23 protein-coding genes are annotated in these 18,643 nt (G+C 40.8%); 15 read left to right on the top strand and 8 right to left on the bottom strand.

Going from position 1 to position 18,643, the window contains the following annotated elements; genetic code table 11:
* The first annotated feature begins 12 nt into the window (after window positions 1–12).
* The 11 genes from HMPREF1532_RS05865 (at window position 13) to HMPREF1532_RS05815 (ending at window position 7,845) form a co-directional block, all read left to right on the top strand.
* Window positions 13–369: a DUF3876 domain-containing protein gene (locus tag HMPREF1532_RS05865; protein WP_005926206.1), complete on the top strand. Its 357-nt coding sequence runs from the start codon at window positions 13–15 to the stop codon at window positions 367–369.
* 4 nt (window positions 370–373) lie between these two features.
* The gene (locus HMPREF1532_RS05860; RefSeq protein WP_005926203.1) at window positions 374–1,003 is read left to right on the top strand and encodes a DUF4141 domain-containing protein; all 630 of its coding nucleotides are present in this window, start codon (window positions 374–376) and stop codon (window positions 1,001–1,003) included.
* A gap of 19 nt (window positions 1,004–1,022) precedes the next feature.
* On the top strand, window positions 1,023–2,048 hold the full coding sequence (gene traJ / locus HMPREF1532_RS05855; RefSeq protein WP_005926199.1) for a conjugative transposon protein TraJ: 1,026 nt from the start codon (window positions 1,023–1,025) through the stop codon (window positions 2,046–2,048).
* 12 nt (window positions 2,049–2,060) lie between these two features.
* A complete protein-coding gene (traK, locus tag HMPREF1532_RS05850; protein ID WP_005926197.1) occupies window positions 2,061–2,684 on the top strand; it encodes a conjugative transposon protein TraK in 624 nt (207 codons plus the stop codon).
* A gap of 3 nt (window positions 2,685–2,687) precedes the next feature.
* Window positions 2,688–2,993, top strand: coding sequence for a TraL conjugative transposon family protein (locus tag HMPREF1532_RS05845; RefSeq protein WP_005926195.1), 306 nt, complete (start codon window positions 2,688–2,690; stop codon window positions 2,991–2,993).
* Complete coding sequence (traM, locus tag HMPREF1532_RS05840; protein ID WP_005926194.1) at window positions 2,968–4,353, top strand: conjugative transposon protein TraM; 1,386 nt, start codon at window positions 2,968–2,970, stop codon at window positions 4,351–4,353. The genes HMPREF1532_RS05845 and traM overlap by 26 nt, the downstream gene beginning before the upstream one ends.
* Window positions 4,354–4,386: 33 nt before the next feature.
* Window positions 4,387–5,295, top strand: coding sequence for a conjugative transposon protein TraN (gene traN, locus HMPREF1532_RS05835; protein ID WP_005926192.1), 909 nt, complete (start codon window positions 4,387–4,389; stop codon window positions 5,293–5,295).
* Between the two features lie 2 nt (window positions 5,296–5,297).
* Complete coding sequence (locus HMPREF1532_RS05830) at window positions 5,298–5,876, top strand: conjugal transfer protein TraO (protein ID WP_005926189.1); 579 nt, start codon at window positions 5,298–5,300, stop codon at window positions 5,874–5,876.
* A gap of 21 nt (window positions 5,877–5,897) precedes the next feature.
* Window positions 5,898–6,341: a DUF3872 domain-containing protein gene (locus HMPREF1532_RS05825; RefSeq protein ID WP_025819205.1), complete on the top strand. Its 444-nt coding sequence runs from the start codon at window positions 5,898–5,900 to the stop codon at window positions 6,339–6,341.
* Between the two features lie 87 nt (window positions 6,342–6,428).
* Complete coding sequence (locus HMPREF1532_RS05820; protein ID WP_005926183.1) at window positions 6,429–7,463, top strand: type II toxin-antitoxin system RnlA family toxin; 1,035 nt, start codon at window positions 6,429–6,431, stop codon at window positions 7,461–7,463.
* 1 nt (window position 7,464) lies between these two features.
* A complete protein-coding gene (locus tag HMPREF1532_RS05815) occupies window positions 7,465–7,845 on the top strand; it encodes a type II toxin-antitoxin system RnlB family antitoxin (protein ID WP_005926180.1) in 381 nt (126 codons plus the stop codon).
* Between the two features lie 367 nt (window positions 7,846–8,212).
* Here HMPREF1532_RS05815 and HMPREF1532_RS20790 read toward each other — a convergent pair whose 3' ends face one another.
* The 4 genes from HMPREF1532_RS20790 to HMPREF1532_RS05795 all read right to left on the bottom strand — a co-directional run bounded on the left by HMPREF1532_RS20790 (window position 8,213) and on the right by HMPREF1532_RS05795 (window position 10,685).
* Window positions 8,213–8,320 (bottom strand): DUF3873 family protein, encoded by a 108-nt coding sequence (locus HMPREF1532_RS20790; RefSeq protein WP_392387712.1) that lies wholly within the window; start codon window positions 8,318–8,320, stop codon window positions 8,213–8,215.
* Window positions 8,321–8,599: 279 nt separating this feature from the next.
* Window positions 8,600–9,133, bottom strand: coding sequence for an antirestriction protein ArdA (locus HMPREF1532_RS05805; protein WP_005926177.1), 534 nt, complete (start codon window positions 9,131–9,133; stop codon window positions 8,600–8,602).
* Window positions 9,134–9,431: 298 nt separating this feature from the next.
* Window positions 9,432–9,884: a JAB domain-containing protein gene (locus HMPREF1532_RS05800; RefSeq protein ID WP_005926174.1), complete on the bottom strand. Its 453-nt coding sequence runs from the start codon at window positions 9,882–9,884 to the stop codon at window positions 9,432–9,434.
* Between the two features lie 258 nt (window positions 9,885–10,142).
* Window positions 10,143–10,685, bottom strand: a complete 543-nt coding sequence (locus tag HMPREF1532_RS05795) for an ORF6N domain-containing protein (RefSeq protein ID WP_005926170.1) — start codon at window positions 10,683–10,685, stop codon at window positions 10,143–10,145.
* 262 nt (window positions 10,686–10,947) lie between these two features.
* Between HMPREF1532_RS05795 and HMPREF1532_RS05790 the strand changes: the two genes are divergently transcribed.
* Window positions 10,948–12,717 carry a recombinase family protein gene (locus HMPREF1532_RS05790; RefSeq protein WP_005926168.1) on the top strand — a complete coding sequence of 590 codons (1,770 nt, stop codon included), beginning with the start codon at window positions 10,948–10,950 and terminating at the stop codon, window positions 12,715–12,717.
* 120 nt (window positions 12,718–12,837) lie between these two features.
* On the opposite strand, the gene HMPREF1532_RS05785 is transcribed toward HMPREF1532_RS05790, so the two are convergent.
* The 4 genes from HMPREF1532_RS05785 to HMPREF1532_RS05770 form a co-directional block, all read right to left on the bottom strand.
* Complete coding sequence (locus tag HMPREF1532_RS05785) at window positions 12,838–13,308, bottom strand: hypothetical protein (protein ID WP_148301686.1); 471 nt, start codon at window positions 13,306–13,308, stop codon at window positions 12,838–12,840.
* A gap of 75 nt (window positions 13,309–13,383) precedes the next feature.
* Window positions 13,384–13,785, bottom strand: coding sequence for a hypothetical protein (locus HMPREF1532_RS05780; RefSeq protein WP_005926162.1), 402 nt, complete (start codon window positions 13,783–13,785; stop codon window positions 13,384–13,386).
* 435 nt (window positions 13,786–14,220) lie between these two features.
* Window positions 14,221–14,808 (bottom strand): tyrosine-type recombinase/integrase, encoded by a 588-nt coding sequence (locus HMPREF1532_RS05775; RefSeq protein ID WP_005926160.1) that lies wholly within the window; start codon window positions 14,806–14,808, stop codon window positions 14,221–14,223.
* A gap of 319 nt (window positions 14,809–15,127) precedes the next feature.
* A complete protein-coding gene (locus HMPREF1532_RS05770; RefSeq protein WP_005926156.1) occupies window positions 15,128–16,150 on the bottom strand; it encodes a DUF3871 family protein in 1,023 nt (340 codons plus the stop codon).
* A 692-nt stretch (window positions 16,151–16,842) separates the two neighbouring features.
* Between HMPREF1532_RS05770 and HMPREF1532_RS21270 the strand changes: the two genes are divergently transcribed.
* The 3 genes from HMPREF1532_RS21270 (at window position 16,843) to HMPREF1532_RS21260 (ending at window position 18,351) form a co-directional block, all read left to right on the top strand.
* Window positions 16,843–17,370, top strand: coding sequence for a hypothetical protein (locus HMPREF1532_RS21270; protein WP_005926153.1), 528 nt, complete (start codon window positions 16,843–16,845; stop codon window positions 17,368–17,370).
* An 18-nt stretch (window positions 17,371–17,388) separates the two neighbouring features.
* Window positions 17,389–17,811 (top strand): hypothetical protein, encoded by a 423-nt coding sequence (locus tag HMPREF1532_RS21265; protein WP_148301687.1) that lies wholly within the window; start codon window positions 17,389–17,391, stop codon window positions 17,809–17,811.
* A 69-nt stretch (window positions 17,812–17,880) separates the two neighbouring features.
* Complete coding sequence (locus HMPREF1532_RS21260; RefSeq protein WP_005926147.1) at window positions 17,881–18,351, top strand: hypothetical protein; 471 nt, start codon at window positions 17,881–17,883, stop codon at window positions 18,349–18,351.
* Window positions 18,352–18,643: the final 292 nt, after the last annotated feature.

Here is an 18,643-nt window from a genome sequence, read left to right as displayed (position 1 = left end):
AAATCAATCAGTATGAAACATTTAAAATATTTGTTTCCGGTGCTGTTATGCACCCTGTTACTGGGGCTTTCCTTCTGTAAGGAAACGAACGCCGACCGTCTTAGGGCGATGCGTGGTGACTGGGAAAGCGTGAAAAACCGTCCGGCGTTTACTCTCTTTGAGGAAAACGGACATTACCGGGTAACGACCTATCGAAAGACCTACCGGGGAACTATCCAAACGGAAACCTATCAGATTTCAGAACAGGACGGAAACCTGTTCATCGAAACGGGGCTTTCCGTCTTGCTGACCTACGACAAAGAGAACGACCGGATTCTACTTTCACCCGGTGGAGAATACAAACGGAGTAAACAACCAATAAAGAAATAAGCGTATGAGAACAAAGATTATAATGCTGCTCGTAGTATGCAGCCTGTTTGCTGGAAAGGTCAGTGCACAGTGGGTGGTGAGTGACCCCGGTAATTTGGCGCAAGGGATTATCAATGCGTCAAAGAACATCGTACAGACATCATCCACCGCACAGAACATGATAAAGAATTTTCAGGAAACGGTAAAGATTTATCAACAAGGTAAAGAATATTACGATGCCTTAAAATCAGTGCATAACCTTGTCAAAGATGCCCGGAAAGTACAAAAGTCCATCCTGCTTATCGGGGAGATTTCCGATATATACGTGAACAGTTTTCAGAAGATGCTTTCGGATGAAAACTATACACCGGACGAACTTTCGGCGATTGCTTACGGCTATACCCAACTGTTGCAGGAAAGTTCCGATGTACTGGAAGAAATGAAAAGCGTAGTGAACATCAACGGGCTTTCCATGTCGGACAAGGAACGGATGGACGTAATCGACCGGACGTATAACGCCATCAGGAACTATCGGGACTTGGTGAGTTATTATACCCGCAAGAATATTTCCGTTTCCTACCTGCGGGCGAAAAAGAAAAAGGACACCGACCGGGTAATGGCTCTTTACGGCTCGGCGGATGAACGTTACTGGTAACCTCTAAAAACAGACAAGTATGTTATTAGCTATCGAATTTGATAACCTGCATCAGATTTTACGAAGTCTGTACACGGACATGATGCCGTTATGCGGGAACATGGCGGGGGTAGCCAAAGGAATAGCGGGACTGGGCGCATTGTTCTATGTGGCTGCCAAAGTATGGCAGTCGCTCGCCAGTGCCGAACCGATAGACGTTTACCCTTTGCTCCGTCCTTTTGTGATTGGCTTCTGTATTATGTTCTTTCCCACATTCGTACTGGGTACGATTAACAGCGTGATGTCGCCAGTAGTCAAGGGCTGTAACAATATGCTCGAAACGCAAACTTTCGATATGAACGCTTACCGGGAACAAAAGGACAAGCTGGAATATGAAGCGATGGTACGTAATCCGGAAACGGCTTATCTTGTTTCGGATGAAGCGTTTGACAAGCAGATAGATGAACTGGGGTGGTCTGCCAAAGACATAGCCACGATGGGCGGCATGTATATGGATAGGGCGGTACATAATATCAAGCAATCCGTCCGGGACTGGTTCAGGGAACTTTTGGAACTGCTCTTTCAGGCGGCAGCCCTTGTGATAGACACTATCCGAACCTTTTTCTTGATTGTCCTTGCCATACTGGGTCCGATAGCCTTTGCCATCAGCGTGTATGATGGTTTTCAGGCGACACTGACCCAATGGATAACAAGGTACATTTCCGTTTACCTGTGGTTGCCCGTTTCCGACCTGTTTAGTTCCATTCTTGCCCGAATACAGGTGCTTATGCTGCAAAAGGATATTCAAGAGCTATCAGACCCCAATTTCATACCAGACAGCAGCAATAGCGTGTACATAATTTTTATGATAATCGGCATTGTCGGTTACTTCACCATCCCCACCGTATCGAACTGGATTATTCAGGCGGGCGGAATGGGTAACATGAGCCGGAATATAAACAGTGCGGCTAACAAAGCGGGTAGCGGTGTCGGTGCGGTAGCCGGGGCAGCAACCGGAAACGCTGGCGGCAGGGTCGGCGGTAAACTAATCAAAGGTAATCAATAATTAAAAATCAAGATGGAATTTAAAAGTTTAAAGAACATTGAAACCAGTTTCAAACAGATACGGCTTTTCGGTATTGTGTTTGTCGTGATGTGCACCCTGATAACAGGTTATGCCGTTTGGAACTCCTATACGTTTGCCGAAGCGCAACGGCAGAAGATTTACGTCTTGGATGGCGGTAAATCGTTGATGCTTGCGCTTTCGCAAGACCTCTCGCAAAACCGTCCGGTCGAAGCAAGGGAACACGTGAAGCGTTTCCACGAACTCTTTTTCACGTTATCACCCGATAAGAACGCTATCGAAAGCAATATCAAACGGTCGCTGTTCCTTGCCGATAAGAGCGCATTTAACTATTACCGTGACCTCTCGGAAAAAGGGTATTACAACCGTATCATATCGGGCAATATCAGCCAAACGATACGGATAGACAGCGTTTCATGCAATTTCGATGTGTACCCGTATGCGGTGGCTACCTATGCCCGGCAAATGATTATCCGTGAAAGCAGCGTGACCGAAAGAAGCCTTGTCACCCGTTGCCGGTTATTGAACGCCGTTAGAAGTGATAATAACCCGCACGGTTTTATGATGGAAAGTTTCGAGATAACGGAAAACAAGGACTTGAACACCATAAAGCGGTAAGCCATGATACGGAAAATTCTCTCTCCGGTTAATCAGGTAATTACCTGTATACAAGATTGGGCGGATGAAAAACTTCGCCACCTGTGCGGGCGCATGACACCGGAAATAAGGCTGGCGGTAATCCTGCTTATGCTCCTGTTCTTCGGCGGGCTATCCATCTACTTTACGGTATCATCCATTTATCGGATAGGCAAAGAGGATGGCGAAACCATACGGATAGAACATATCAGGCAGTTACAACTTCAAAGTAAAGACAGTACGAATATTTTTAATCAGTCAGACAATGGAAGAAAAAGAAGTGAAGAATGAAACTCCCGCACCGGAAACGGCAAGGGGAAAAGAACCTGAAAAACAGAAAAAAGAGAAAAAGGAACTGACACCCCAGCAGATACAGCAGCGAAAGAAGATGCTGGTTTACCCGCTTATGGGACTGGTATTCTTGGGGTCTATGTACCTGATTTTTGCACCGTCCGATAAGGACGAAACAAAGGCGGAAAGCGTGGGCGGATTTAACGCCGATATTCCGCAACCCAAAGGGGACGGGATAATCAGCGATAAAAAGACAGCTTACGAACAGGAACAGATGGAGAACAAACAGGCGGACAAGATGCGCTCCTTACAGGATTTTGCCTTTTCGCTCGGAGAGGAAAACGGGAACGGGGAAGATTTGACCCTGATAGATGATGCTCCGGCGGAAAAGCCGAAAACCAATGTAATAGACTTCGGGGCGGGTGCGCCGAACAATAGCCGTTCCTCTATCCAGTCTTCGGCGGCGGCTTACCGGGACATGAACCGTCAGTTAGGCAGTTTCTATGAAACGCCGAAAGAGGACAAGGAAAAAGAGGAACTGAAACGTCAGGTGGAAGAACTTACTGCCCGGCTCGATGCCAAAGAAAACGGGGCGGGCAGCATAGATGAACAGGTGGCTCTTATGGAAAAGTCATACGAACTGGCGGCAAAATACATGAACGGACAGAACGGGCAAAGCGTACCACCGCAACCGGAACAGATTGCACAGGTCGCATCGTCCGCAACCGTTCAGGGCAAAGGAAACGCCACACCTGTAAAATCGGTATCGGACAGGACGGTTTCAGGATTGCAGCAACCCATGAGCAACAGCGAATTTATCACCGAATACAGTAAGCCACGCAATTACGGGTTTAATACGGCGGTCGGCAGTGGTTATTCGATGGGAAAGAATACTATCCGGGCGTGTGTTCATAACGACCAAACACTTATGGACGGGCAGACCGTTAAACTCCGGCTGTTAGAACCGTTACAGGCAGGTAATGTGATTGTCCCGAAAAACAGCCTTGTATCGGGAAGTGCCAAAGTGCAGGGGGAACGGCTCGACATACTGGTGTCCTCGCTCGAATATGCAGGTAACATCATTCCGGTGGAACTTGCCGTTTATGACAGTGACGGGCAAAAGGGGCTTTCCGTACCCTCGTCACTGGAACAGGAAGCAGCCAAAGAAGCGATGGCGAACATCGGTGCGGGACTGGGTACGAGCATTTCCTTTGCGCAAAGTGCCGGGCAGCAGGTCGCAATGGATATTACAAGGGGCTTGATGCAGGGCGGGTCGCAATACCTTGCCAAGAAGTTCAGAACGGTAAAAGTACACCTGAAAGCGAACTATCAGGTGATGCTTTACGCCAAACAACAGTAATTTATTTATCAACCATAAAAATTTCAATCCAAAATGAAAAAGTTAATTATCATGTTCGCCCTGCTTTTGGGCGTGGTTTCAGTGAAAGCACAAAGTAACGATTTGTATCAGGGCATTACAAAGAAGCTGCCTTACCGCCAAATGGTGACACCTTACGGTGTACAGGTGACGTTTGCAAAAACGGTACACATTATTTTCCCGTCTGCCGTTAAGTACGTGGATTTAGGCAGTAACTACATTATCGCCGGAAAAGCGGACGGGGCGGAAAATGTTGTCAGGGTCAAGGCTACGACAGAGGGCTTTCCCGGTGAAACCAATTTCTCCGTTATCTGTGAGGATGGCAGCTTTTATTCCTTTAATGCGAAATACGCACACGAACCGGAAATGCTGAACATCGAAATGAAAGATTTCTTGGAGAATGAGGACACGACAGATTTCAGCCATACCCGGATGAACATCTATTTCCGTGAACTGGGTAACGAAAGCCCGCTTTTGGTAAAGCTGATTATGCAGTCCATCTACAAGAACAATGACCGGGAAATAAAACATTTGGGATGCAAGCGTTTCGGGGTGCAGTTCTTGGTAAAGGGCATTTATTCGCATAACGGACTGTTCTACTACCACACACAAATAAGGAACAGTTCAAACGTACCGTTTGATACCGATTTTATCCGTTTCAAGATTGTGGATAAGAAAGTAGCCAAAAGAACGGCTATTCAGGAAACCGTTATCGACCCGGTGCGGAGCTATAACGAGATACTGGTTATCGGTGGCAAGAGTACTGTCCGCACCGTGTACACCGTTCCACAGTTCACTATCCCTGACGATAAGATATTGGTTATCGAACTGGTGGAAAAGAACGGGGGCAGGCACCAAACTATCCGGGTGGAAAATTCGGATATAGTGGCAGCCAAAGTGATTAATGAACTTAAAATCAAATGAACATGAAAAGGATATTCTGTATGATGTTCCTTTTTGCGCTGTGCCTGACTTTTAACCAGGCACACGCACAAAGATGTCTGCCGGGAATGAAAGGTTTGCAGGTCACGGGCGGCATGGCGGACGGTGTTCACTGGAACAGTAAAAGTGATTTTGCCTATTACTTCGGGGCGGCTCTTTCCACCTATACCAAAAACGGGAACAGGTGGGTTATCGGCGGGGAATACCTCGAAAAGCATTACCCCTATAAGGATTTACAGATACCCGTAAGCCAGTTCACAGGTGAGGGCGGTTACTATATGAACTTCCTTTCAGACCGGAAGAAAACCTTTTTCCTTTCGCTCGGATTGTCTGCCCTTGCCGGATACGAAACAAGCAACTGGGGTGACAAGCAGCTGCCCGATGGCTCGATGCTGACGGATAAGGACGGTTTTGTCTATGGCGGTGCGCTGACGCTGGAACTGGAAAGTTATATTACCGACCGGGTGGTGTTCCTGATTAACGCACGGGAAAGATGCCTGTTCGGTTCTTCAGTCGGAAAGTTCCATACACAGTTCGGTATCGGTCTAAAGATAATAATGTGATAAACTAACCTATTATATATAATGTATATGAGAAATGTAATTTATAAGATACTAACAGGGTGCTACATGGTGGCCACCTTGTTATTAGTGAGTGCCTGTAATGACAACGTGGATATACAGCAGTCTTACCCGTTCCGTATCGAAACGATGCCAGTACCGAAGAAATTAAAAGTCGGTGAAACGGCAGAAATCAGGTGTCAGCTTCACCGGGATGGACACTATGAGGAAACAGTGTATTTCATCCGCTATTTCCAACCGAACGGGGCAGGAAGTTTAAAAATGTCGGATGGTACGGTCTTACTGCCGAATGACCTGTACCCGCTTCCGGGTGAAACATTCCGGCTTTACTATACCTCTGCATCAGCCGACCAACAGACGATAGATGTGTATTTTCAGGATAGTTTCGGGCAGTTGGAACAACTGACGTTTTCTTTCAATAGTAACAATAGCAAAGAAAAAGAATAAACCATTTTATATTAATATGTTGAGAAACACCCAGTACAATATTGCTGGGTGTACTTTTATGTGTATCTTTGCACAAAATTTAAATGAATGAAAGGTCTTAAATTAAATAGAGAGAAACTACATAATCACATAGATACGGAGCTTTCTAAAAATTACCAGGTAACTAAAGATATAAAACCTAATAATCTAACCATATTTAAGTTTATAGTTACAGGCTCTCCCGTAGCAATGTTAAATATCTACGAGAATCAGGATGGAACAACAACTCTGAATTATAAAGTTGGGGCAAACCAAGATTTGTCTAAGAAGATTGCAGAGCAATTGGTAAGTATTTGTCAGATAAAAGAGTTTAAATCTAATAGCTTTTATATAAAAAGTATTAGAGATGAAGATTTTGAAGCTATGCTGTCCTTTTTAGTTGATGGAGGTAATACTATCAAAAATGATAACACTGAACAAAAAGGAAAAAGAATTGTTAGTATAAAAGGGAAGCAAGGTGATTCTATCACTATTACAAAACATTCAAATAATGCATTTCAAGTTCAAGGAAAACCAATGTTATTATTTAATGAAGTAATAGAATTGTTATCAGAATTAATGCCATTTAAAGATGTTATTGAGCAACAATTAGCTTTTTATGAAACCAATTTAACCACAAGTGATATTTTAGGTGAATTAGAAAATAAATTACCTACTACACATGGATTAATTGAAGATAAAATAAAAGTAATTTTAACGCCTAGCTTAGCATTATCAAAGATAGGAATAGAACTTCAGGATTATTCTGCATATGCATTCCCCGTTTTAAGAGCACTTGAAGGAGTGTTAAAACAAATATTCAAAAAAAACGATGTTATAATTCCCAAAGAAGGTTTTGGTGAATACATAGTAAAAAGTGGGAATAACTATATTTTTACAGATGATGGCAAAGGAAAAATTTCAAACAGTGAAATTCAGAACAAAATTTGTAATTTATATAAGTACTATAATATTCATCGACATGCCTTGTTCCATGTAGATGGAGGAGTGGTAACAACAAAAACAATTTCAAAACAAGAATCTGATGATATTATCAAGAAAACATTGGAATTAATTGAGGGAGCAAAAGTTTGTTTAGATTGACATGAAGGAAAGTAATTATATATTAAAAAAGACTACTGATAATAAATATTCATATTTATTATTGACAACTAGTATGTCTCGACTTGATGATTACATACATGATGTTGAAATTGAATTATTATCTAAAAAAGTATCAAAGGGGTTTATTATTTTTGATTTATTGCTCAATAATAATATTCAAGATAGATTCTATCAATGTTTTTTCAATGGAAAACAATTTGAGATAAATAAACTTGCAAAGATTGATTCTAAAGAAATAAATGTAAAAATAATCAAAACGAGTTCATACTTCTATATAAAAAACATGGATTTATTTGATAGTCTTTTTTTTACAAATGAATTCAAGATGGATTTAAGAAGAAAATTAATGGAGTTACTCTAATCACTAGATTTATATTAATAGTTTATTTACAACTTTCTTTCCCGCATAAGCTCACAAAATAAAATAACTGGGGAGAGTTTGGTTTAATATAAATTACAATTTTGAAAAATCATCAATATAACATTCCAACATAACAACTTCCTCTTAATGAGGATTAAGGTCATTTTCTATACCACTTCAATGTTTCTTTCTTCATAGAAACAACCTCCGAAATAACCTCGGCTCAATTTAATTTCATATACGTCCATCTGAAAATAGGATGTAAACAAATGGTTACTTTTGGCGTTTTATCCACTCGTCCAGCATTTGGTAACATATTTCAGGCATTTCTCCATTTTAGAAAAAAGTATTATTTATATGCCGATAGTTATATTAGAAGAATTTGACCTCTGAATGCGCCTAAACAGCATTTTATATATTTTTCTTCTCCCAGTATTTGGGGAATGCTTACCCCGTTTTTGTTTAAAGTTTCCATATCGTTATAATTTACAAGAGTTATCAGATAATCAAAAATGAGAGCAACACAATGAAAATAATCGCCATACAAAACAAGTAAACGGCAGAGATAAACAGCCAGAGAAAGAACCGAACTATATAAAAGCCTATGATTAGGGCTATCCACATTCCGGCGGTGCTGGTGGCTGCCTGATAGATGATAAAAGCAAGTATGAACCATCGTAAAAAAGTCGCTATCTTATTATTTACTTTCACTGTCTTGGTGTGTTGCGGGTGGATTGCTCCACCCGGTTAGTAATCAGGCACAACGGAAAACAAAACCGTCTTCCATCCAGTAATCAGTCATAAACAGGTCACGGGCAAAAGCCGAATAATCAAAGTAGGTCTTTGCGAACTCCGGCAGTTCGTAACATTCCTCTACGATTTCATAGGCGTAATCTTCCTCGTCTTTATATTCTCCCTGATATTCGTCCTCAAAGGAAGAAACAAGGTCGTCTGCATCCTCTTCGCTTATATCACTGTTGTGATGGTCGCACCATACGAAAAACGCTTCCTGCTCGGTTTCGCTTAGTTTTTCGATGGCATCCCGTAGCTCAAAGAACTTATTAGAAAGCCAACTTTCGGAAATCAGGGCTTCGGGTATGTCCTCGATGTCCTGAAACATAAATTCCGGGTCTTGCTCGTCCTCGTGGAGTTCCCGGCACGCTTCCAAAAATTTGTCCTTATCCGAATAGTCGGAAAGGTCTAACCACTTGCCGAAAAGTGAACCGTTGTTATACTTGGCATACGTACCTACATAAACTCTTGCTTCTGATAATGTTACTGCTTCCATGACTTTTGTATTTTAATTGTTTACATCGCTTGTCGCCCACCACATAAATTTTTCCTTTAACTGAATGGGAGCATTGTCTTTTCAAAGGTTCGGGAATGGTACAGGGCAAATTATTATTTATGAAATACTACCCGCAGGTGTGGAGATTTCTAAAAAATAATTTGAACAGTAACAGGCACGGATATACCTTTGACAATGTTCCAATCAGTTTTAGGGAAAATTTTTCTCTTGTTTAAGAGGATAGAAGTAAAAGCCATCAGGCTTTTTGTATTGGGTAATGAGAGAGTAAAAAAAGGGCTTATAAAAGCCCCTCGTCTGCAAAACTGTAATAGCTTTCTTCTGTCAGGATGATATGGTCTAACAGGTGTAAATCCAAGACATTGCAGGCTTCTTTTATTTTTGAGGTGATTTGTTTGTCCGGTTCGCTCGAACGCAGGTTGCCCGATGGGTGGTTATGTGAGAGGATTATCCCCGAAGCGTGGACTTTTAGGGCGGTTTGCAGGATGATTTTCACGTCCATAAAAGTTTCAGCCATGCCACCTTTAGAGATAAGGGAAACGCCTAAAGCCTTGTTAGCCCGGTTGAGGAACATTACATAACTTTCTTCGTGGTGTTCCATACATTCCGCATAGAACGGTTTCAGGTAAGAACAGGACGTTTCGGATGAGAGTATTTTCACCCTTTCGGATGCTTTTACATTGTCTTTATAAGAGATAGTGATTTCCGGCATGGTAAATTCTGTTGTTTTCATGACTACTGAAATTTAAATTAAACAATAAGAAATTTTGCCGGACACCCACAGTTTGGCGGGGACTTCAACCATATCTTTTCAAAAAATACGACCCGTAGGTGTGGAGATTTTTTAGAAAACCGGAACGGCTCGGATTTGGTATTTGTCCCCACCGGGCTGTAACTTTGCTAAAATTTGTGATTGAGATACATTACTTTAGGGAACTGAAAAAGGGGTATCACTGGTGGCACCCCTTAGACAACCGAATACCTTAAACCGTTATTCGTCATAGGTTCTATATCCTATCGGTTTGCGTGGCTTCGGTTCGGGCTTGCTTAGTAATTGGGTCAGTGCTTGGTATATCTCGCTGAATTGTGCATCCGTACTTTCTTCCAGTTCTTCAATACGCTTTAGTAGTTCCTGATAGCCTGTTATCATTTGACGCAAGGCTACGAATGCCCGCATGATGGAAATATTCACCTGTATGGCAATAGGACTACGTAACACACCCGATAAAGCCGCTACACCTTCCTGCGTGAAAACATAAGGCAAATACTTGGTATGTTTGCCACGTTTTGAACCGGCTGCTGCTTCCATTTCATCGGGATTATTCTTTAAGGTCACAATTTGTGACCTTAAACATTCCACTTCTTCCTTTGTCAGTTCAAACATAAAATCTTCGGGGAAACGTTCTATATTACGTTTAACAGCCTGTTTCAACGCTTTTGTTTCCACCTGATAAAGTGCCGCAAGGTCGCTATCGAGCATAACCCTGCAACCCCTAATTTCATAAATCTTGTTTTGAATGATTTGTAAATCCATAATTCAATATTTTAAGTTGTTAAGTGATAAGTTATCTTTAGAACTGGTCACAAATCGTGACCAGTTCCTAATCTTTTATATGGCAGCAGTTACCTTTTTCGTATTAATTTTCTGTGCCAGTAATTCCATATCGTTACTTAATTTCGCATCTATAACTTTAGCATACAACTATGATTTGTGGGTGTAACTATTTATTTTTATCTTTGCAGTGTGGTTACGAGGGTAGCAATTCCGCTATCCGTTGCTGACCGCTACAATGGTTATGGAAAAGAAGAAACGAGCCATAGGATATATTCGTGTCTCCACGACAGCGCAAGATGCAGCACGGCAACGTTTGCAGATTGAGGATTTTTGCAGGGATAATGGCTATAGTTTGAATGATGTTCTCAAAGATGAGGGCATAAGTGGTGCTGTCAAGAACAGACCAAGTTACCTGAAACTCCTGACTTTGACTGCTGAAGATGCAGATGTGGTTGTTGTCAGCGAATTGAGCCGTTTATCAAGGCAAACGGAAATTTTGTCGGTAATGAATGATGTGAACAGCCTGTTGCAGAATGGATTGGATGTAATATTCATTGATACCAAAGCACATTATAAGGGTGGCAAGGTATTAGACCTTGTGGATATTATGAGAATAGCCATTGCCGCAGAATATGCAAGGGCTGAACGTTTGAAGATAACCGAGCGTATGAGAAGTGGTAAAGTACGCTGCTTTCTCCAATCGGAGGAATTGATGTGCAAGGGTAGCGTTGTGCCTTTTGGCTATTCGGCTGTGCCTAATCCGAACTATGTCAGAGGGAAAACACCAAAATCCATATTGGTACGTGATGAGAATGCTCCTATTGTTCAAGAGATATTTCAGATGTGTATTAACGGTTTGACTGCAAAAGAGATTCAGCATGAAATGATTTCACGTGGAATAAAGACAGTAAAGGGCAATGATTTCTTTTCAGAGAATATTTACCGCATATTGCATAATCCATGCTACAAGGGTGTGTGGCGTATTATGCCAAACCGTGACGGCAAGAACAAGACAGAGCAGACAAGGCGAGAGCCGATAGAACGCAAGGGTGATGCGTTGGTTACAGAAGAAACATGGGATAAGGTGCAAGCCATCCTCAATCAGAATAGGATTGTAGATGTTCCAAACAATGGAGTGAACTACAATGCTTTGAGATATATCCTGAAATGTCCTTGTGGGAAGAATATGTATATTGTAAGACAGACGGGTACGGGGCTACGTTATTATCGCTGTGCAGTCAAAAAGAACAAATATGATGAAACCATTTGCGCCAATGGTGGTGTCAATGCAGATATTGCATTAAAAACAATATGGGTAATCGTAAAGACTGCCATTGCCAAAGATGAGTTCATGGAAATGAGCAATGAGAAAATTGCCAAGATAATCAGGGAAATAGACAATCTTACGAGTAAAATCCAATCGCTTAATACTGACATCTCCACTGCAAAATCAGAGCAGGCATCCATTTTGGAGAGTATCAAGATACTGACCAACCCGGCCTTGCTTCTTCATCAGCAACAGCAATATGAGAGCAAGGAGAAGTTTATTTCAGATGCAGAGGATGAAATAAAACAGTTGAAAGCAGAACGATATCAAAAAGAAGTCTCAAAGGCAGAATTAGCCAACGATGTTGCCATTGAAACACTCGATAATTTTTCCATAGAGGATAAGGCACGTCTGTTCAAAAAGTACCTTAACCGTGTCGTATATTATTCGGAAACACAGAAAAGGGGCACATTTGTTGTTGACTTCAAGAATGGTACAAGAAAAATAGTCTGCATCCATATCAAGGCAAAATCAGCAGAAGTGGTTGAGTTGCCGCATTCGTTTCAATTTGACGAGCAAAATCGGTCAATTTTGGTGCCGATTCCCCATCGTGTTTCAGACAGCAAGTTTGCACTTCCAACAATAAAGGACACTCCTTACACTGCAAAAGAGGTTATGGATATGCTGATATATCAAAAGGAATATTGGATTGAGGGCATTGCAAACCAACCTTATTTTGAATGATTCATGTCTATTTTTCAGACACTTTCACTTGTTTTTATCAAGAGCGTCAGGAAGAAAAATTGGACGGGAACACAAACGGCACTCATGCTTTGTTGCACAAATGCCGTTTGTGGGTATGCTTTAATAATTCTTATCGGATGTTCTGTTGAATAAGATATAATCGCTGTTGTATGATATTATGTATCTGTATCTTGATTTGTTGGATTGTATGTATTGTATTAGTGTTTGGGGATTTGGTGACAATTCACTGAAATCTGTATTGGCAGTAATCTCTGTACCGTAAAAATCAGTAAGTAACTCATAGACAATATCCATAGTTAAAGGGTGATAAGTGATGTCCTTTTCTGCCCTTTGAGTTATATCTATGTTTTCTTCACGTGCAATGTATTTGACAATATAATCGTTTATCCACAAATAGTAACTTTCATCTGTGTCTATGAAGTTATCACCCCAATAAACACAAACACCTTTTGCATTAGCCGGATAAGTAGAAATTTCGTTTTCTTGCTCATCATCGCTACTGCAAGATGTTATGCTCGCAAGTGCCACAACAGCTATCATAGCTGCCTTAAAAATCCGTATTGCTTTCATCTGAATAAGATTCATAAAGAGCGGCAAATGATTACTCTATCAAATGCCGCCAACGTGTGAGGTTATCAAATATAATTATTGCTTTTGCAAAGTCATGTTATGCTGTGTGCCGTCACCTTGCACAGTTCCGTCTATATCGTACCACTTGTATTGATAAGTAGCGGAATTGCCGTTGATAGCGATTGCACCTTCAATATAATCATCATCATTAAAGACGATTTTCAAGTTGCTGCCATTAACCGAATATGTAACCTTTGACCACATGGACGGATTAACTGTAACAGTTTTATCTTCATTGAAAGTAAAGGTTGCACCTTCCATGCCGTTTTCGTCAGAAGTGGCAATCTTCCAAGTTGTGCCTGCCAAAGTTGCAGGAGTGGTTTGTGGTTCATCTTCATCATCATCGGAGCAAGCGATGAAATTCACACTCAAAATTACGGCTAAAATAGCAATGCCGATATAACGTAATGTTTTCATTGTCTTTTCTTCTTTTATTTGTTATTGCTTGAAAATGTTGTTAATTAGGGGGTAGTCCAAAAGCTGGGGTAAGACAATAAAAAAACGTGGACTAATAACTTCGTCTATGCACTCTGTCGGTATTGGGGATAACCTTTTGCTGCAATATACGAGTAAAAGCCCACGCCATAAGCGTGAGCATCAACTTTTACTCTTTGCAGCATTCGTCCAATTCCCCAATTTTCAGAGTGCAAGAATAAAGCTAACGCTTCTTTATCTTTATGTCTATTGTCTGTAATGTTACATAGGCAGTTCTTCTTAAATTTACGACACAAAATTACGAATTTACCTTTTCAAATGCAAGGATTGAGTATATTAAAATGAAAATCAAGTAGGTAGAAAATCCATTTGTACCCATAAAAGAGCCATTTTTCAAATTTTCTACCTACTGAGAATTTAGAAGCTAAGGCAGTCGTATGTATTCAAAAGTTCTTCCTGCCTTAGTCCAAGATAGCGTTTGGTTATGGCAACAGAACTATGATTGAAAAGCTCCATAAGTTTGACCAAAGCCAATTCAGAGTTTTCACTATTCACGTTATAAACCTGCCTGCCAAAAGTCTTTCTAAGCGAATGGCAACTGAAATTACCTATATGCAGTTTGTACTTCTGTTTCAGTTCTTTCAGAATAATGTTTATCCGTTGGATTGAATAGACTGTGCCTTTCTGACTAACCAAAATAGGGGAACTTTTGCCTAATGGCTTGATAGCCTTGTAACATTCCGCAATATGCCTTTGCAGTTGTGGGTTAATGCGGATAGTCCTTTTCTTCCCTGTCTTGTGTTCTATGATAGTAAACTCACTCACATTAAGTATCTGATTCCACCTTAGTGCGAGTATGTCACTTATCCGCAAGCCAAAGAAACAGCCCAAAGCCACAAGCAAACTCATGTTATAATTGCCGTCCTTGAATAACTTTCTTATCAAGTTCATTGCTTCATCCCATTGCAGAAAGTCCGCCGTTGTGTTGCTGTATTTCAAGCTCATAATGTTCATTTTTGAGGGTTAAACAATAAAAGTGAATGTCCGGTGTATGTTCTAATTAGCTAACTAACTGAACATCAACGGAACATTCACTTTGCTAATTAGTGAATCAACATAGAGTAAATTGTAGCCAATATCCAAAAGATTCCTATCGTATAAAGCGGACTGATGCAAAGGAACACGATAAAGACCACAACGAATATTGCTCCATAAAAATTCCAATTTTCATTATTTTTCTGTGCCATAAAATTCAGATTTTAGAAGTTGGTAAAAAAGTGGGAAATATCCAATTACTGAATATCCCCCACCGTTGTAAAGTGAATCAATCAATAAACCATGAATAACGCTCGTCACCGTGCAAAGCCATGTTAATGCCCTGTGCAACTTCCGTTGCATTCAGACTTCTATCCAAGAAAGAATCTATGTAGCTTGACTTGTTAGCACCTGTCAGAAGATTGTAAAATCTCCACATAGACAAGTCACCACCAAATCCACCAAAGTTCTCATCCTGAATGTAAGCCTTTGCCACGCTGTTAATCTGTGTGTCAGTGATTAACAATCGGGGTATGCTTTTCTGATAGCCTTGTGGCAGACATTGATAAAGACGCATCTTGCCAAGTATCTGTGCAAACTGATGCTCTGTCAGATAGCTGTTTCCAAATGTCTGCATCAAGTGAATGTGCTTTGCAGGGTCGTAATGGTAAAACATATCCAAGACAGAACGGAACAAGTCATTTGTACTTGAAACTTCCAAGTTGCCAAGATAACCGTCCGTATAAACACACAAGTTGCAGCAAACCATGTTCTTAAAGCCCACAAAAACCTTGAATCTCTCAACTGTTTTCTTGCTGTAAAGATTCATCTGATTGTAGGCTCTGACACCACCTATTGAAAGAGTGAGCTTGTTTCCCTCTACCGTTTCATAAATGGTAGGTACTTCAAAACAGAACATCATGCGCTCAAAATACTGTGTCTTGTCACTCTCTAATAGTTGGTTTGCTGGCTTGTGTATCGCTTCAGGAATGCGACCTTTCACGATGTGCGAAACACGAATGTCAGGTTTATCAATCGTTTCACCTGTAAAGAAAGTGTTTGCAGCTTCCCAAACTGTTTCAATAAAGGCATTGTGTGAAATTGTCAGTTCGTTGTCCTTACTGAAAACGGGTACGATGCAATCACTCTGCAAGTGTTGTAAATCAATCTCCATAGTGTTTGCCTCTATGAAGTGGTTTACTTTCTTCACTCTTGTGGTTTCTTCTGAAATGATAGTCGCATCTTCTGCAAACTGCCCAAAGTTACCACGTCTTTTCTGTGCCATAGTTGGCAATAAAACTAAGTTTTCCATAAACGAAAAATTTAATTGGTGAATGATTTTGTTTATTCTTTGTTTTTATTCAATCATTGGTGGGGGGACTTGAAGTGTAGTATGCTCGCTTGTATATGGCATTCTCCTTTTTGAAAGACAGGACAACAGTATAGACGGAGGGGGTATTTTGATATTATCGGCTTATAACAGTGCGTATGTCTATTTATAGGATAGGTTCTTTTGCAGGAATAGGTTATATCTTCTTATAGGGTCTTGTTGATTGAGTGCTACAATAAGATTGTATGATGTTATATGTAGCCATATAGTAGCCGGGAATTTTCAATTTTCGCAATTTCTGAAAAATTGGGGATAGGCAGTAAACCGCTCTGCAATAGACCTCAAGCATGAAATTTTGAGTAGAACAAGCTGTCAGGTGCTGTTTTTGTGGTTGGAGCTGTTTCCGTTTGGAGATGTCCGAAAAGTTGTATATATTTGAATGTAAGAAAATTAAGAAGAGAAAGCATTACTGTCTGACATAATTATTGCAGTAATTTCAACATATCAATTACTTTCTTTTAGCAATAGAGCCGAAACTTCTGATTTCGGTTTTATTTCGGTCGGGCAGTCCAAAAAATCTTCCTCGTTCTCTTAATAAAGAAGATAGACCACTTCTGAACAGTGGACGGAGAACAAGCAGATAAATCATTGTAATTGAATTAAAAGAAAGTAGTATGAGGAAAATTAGAATTGTCGTGCCGAAAGGCACAAAGTATGTCAGTGAAATTAAAGATTTTGAATTGCCGAATGGTATTCTGAACAAAGGCATTCCGAATTGTGGGGCTACCACATTGGCACTTACGGACAGGCACAAGGCCATTGTATGCAGTCCTCGGAACAACTTGCTTGTAAACAAGCATGAGCAGTACAGAAACACTTTGCTCGTTGTCGGTGGTGTTACAGAATCAGAGATTAAAGAGTATGTCAGATGTGCGGAAACACCTAAGATATTGGTGTCGTATGATTCTTTGCCGAAAGTGGCAGGGTGCATAGAGGATAAATCGGATTGGCGTGTGGTTGCAGACGAATTTCAATATCTGTTATCGGACAGCGGTTTCAAGTCGGAGGTGGAACACCGTTTTATGGCATATTTGAAACAATTTAAATATGTGACATTTCTTTCAGCAACTCCCATTTTAGACAAGTATATCGGACAGATAAACGACTTCAAGAATATGCCGTATTATCAAATGAAGTGGTAGGATGTTGAGAAAATAAAAGTGATTCGAGTGCGTACTCCACGCCCTATTGATGCGGCTGTTGAAATAGTCCGCTCTTATCAGCAGGGGGCATTTCCACGAATGGAGATAGACGGAACTGCTGTATATTCCAAAGAGTGTGTTATCTTCTTGAATAGTGTGAACAACATTCTAAATATCATAAAGCAGACAGGGTTAAAGCCCGATGAGGTGAATATCATAGTCGGCAATTCTACGGACAACGATTCACAGATAAAGAAGTTGGGGGCAGATTTCATGAATGGCAGGATTCCATTAAAAGGAGAAAAGCACAAGATGTTCACTTTCTGTACTTCGACAGCTTTTGCAGGGTGCGACTTTTATTCCACGAATGCCACTTCCTTTGTTATAAGTGACAGCAAGCGTGTAAACACTGCGATAGACATTGCTACTGACTTGGTATAGATTGCAGGTCGGCAACGGTTGGCGGAAAATCCGTTTAGAAAACATATCGTGTTCGTCTATAATATGAGTATGTTTGACAAGTCGGAAGAAATGTTTGAAAAAGAGTTGCAGGACAAACTACGGCTGACTTATGCGGAAGTGGAAAGCAACAATCTTATAAGCGACAAGGCATTAAGGCAAAAACGTATAAGGGATGTTTGTCGGCTTCAAAAGATGCTGAAATATGATGAATCGTTTATCATGTATGATTCTTTGCAGGACAAGTTCGTGACAAACGAAATGGCTATGTTGAACGAGCGTTATTCTTACGACTTGCAGAGATATAATTATGAGAACGGCATAGTAGTCAAAAATCAGTTGGTAGAAAGCGGATTTGATGTGTCAGCACCGCAAGTTTATAATGAGCCGCAATGCTATAAGGAATATGAGGAACAGTTAGGGCATATTATCAGAAAGGAATCGTTTGCGGACAGGATGAAAAGCTACTGCGATTATAGAGGCGGTGCGATGTTTAATTTGGCAGCCATGCTTATTGAATAGAAGTACCCGGAACTTCGGCTGTTCTATGATGAATTGGGCAGTGAGCGGATTAAGGCACTTGGCTATAAAGAGTGTGAGTTGAAAAATGAAGTGGCTTTGCGTAATATGAGGAACAGGCTTAGAAATGAATTTGTACGGATTTTCTCTAAGCGGACAATAAGTGCGGATAAGATAAAAGCTGCAATGAATGAGGTGTATTCAAGATATGGTGTCAAAAAGAAAGGCAAGGTTTCTGACTTGTCAGACTTGTACGGATTGAAAGTTATGCGGCACAGACCAGTTTCCACAAATG

It is taken from the genome of Bacteroides salyersiae WAL 10018 = DSM 18765 = JCM 12988 (genome assembly GCF_000381365.1).
GTDB lineage: Bacteria > Bacteroidota > Bacteroidia > Bacteroidales > Bacteroidaceae > Bacteroides > Bacteroides salyersiae.
The sequence above is the reverse complement of the archived record's forward strand: the minus strand, read 5'-3'. Positions and strand labels throughout refer to the sequence as shown.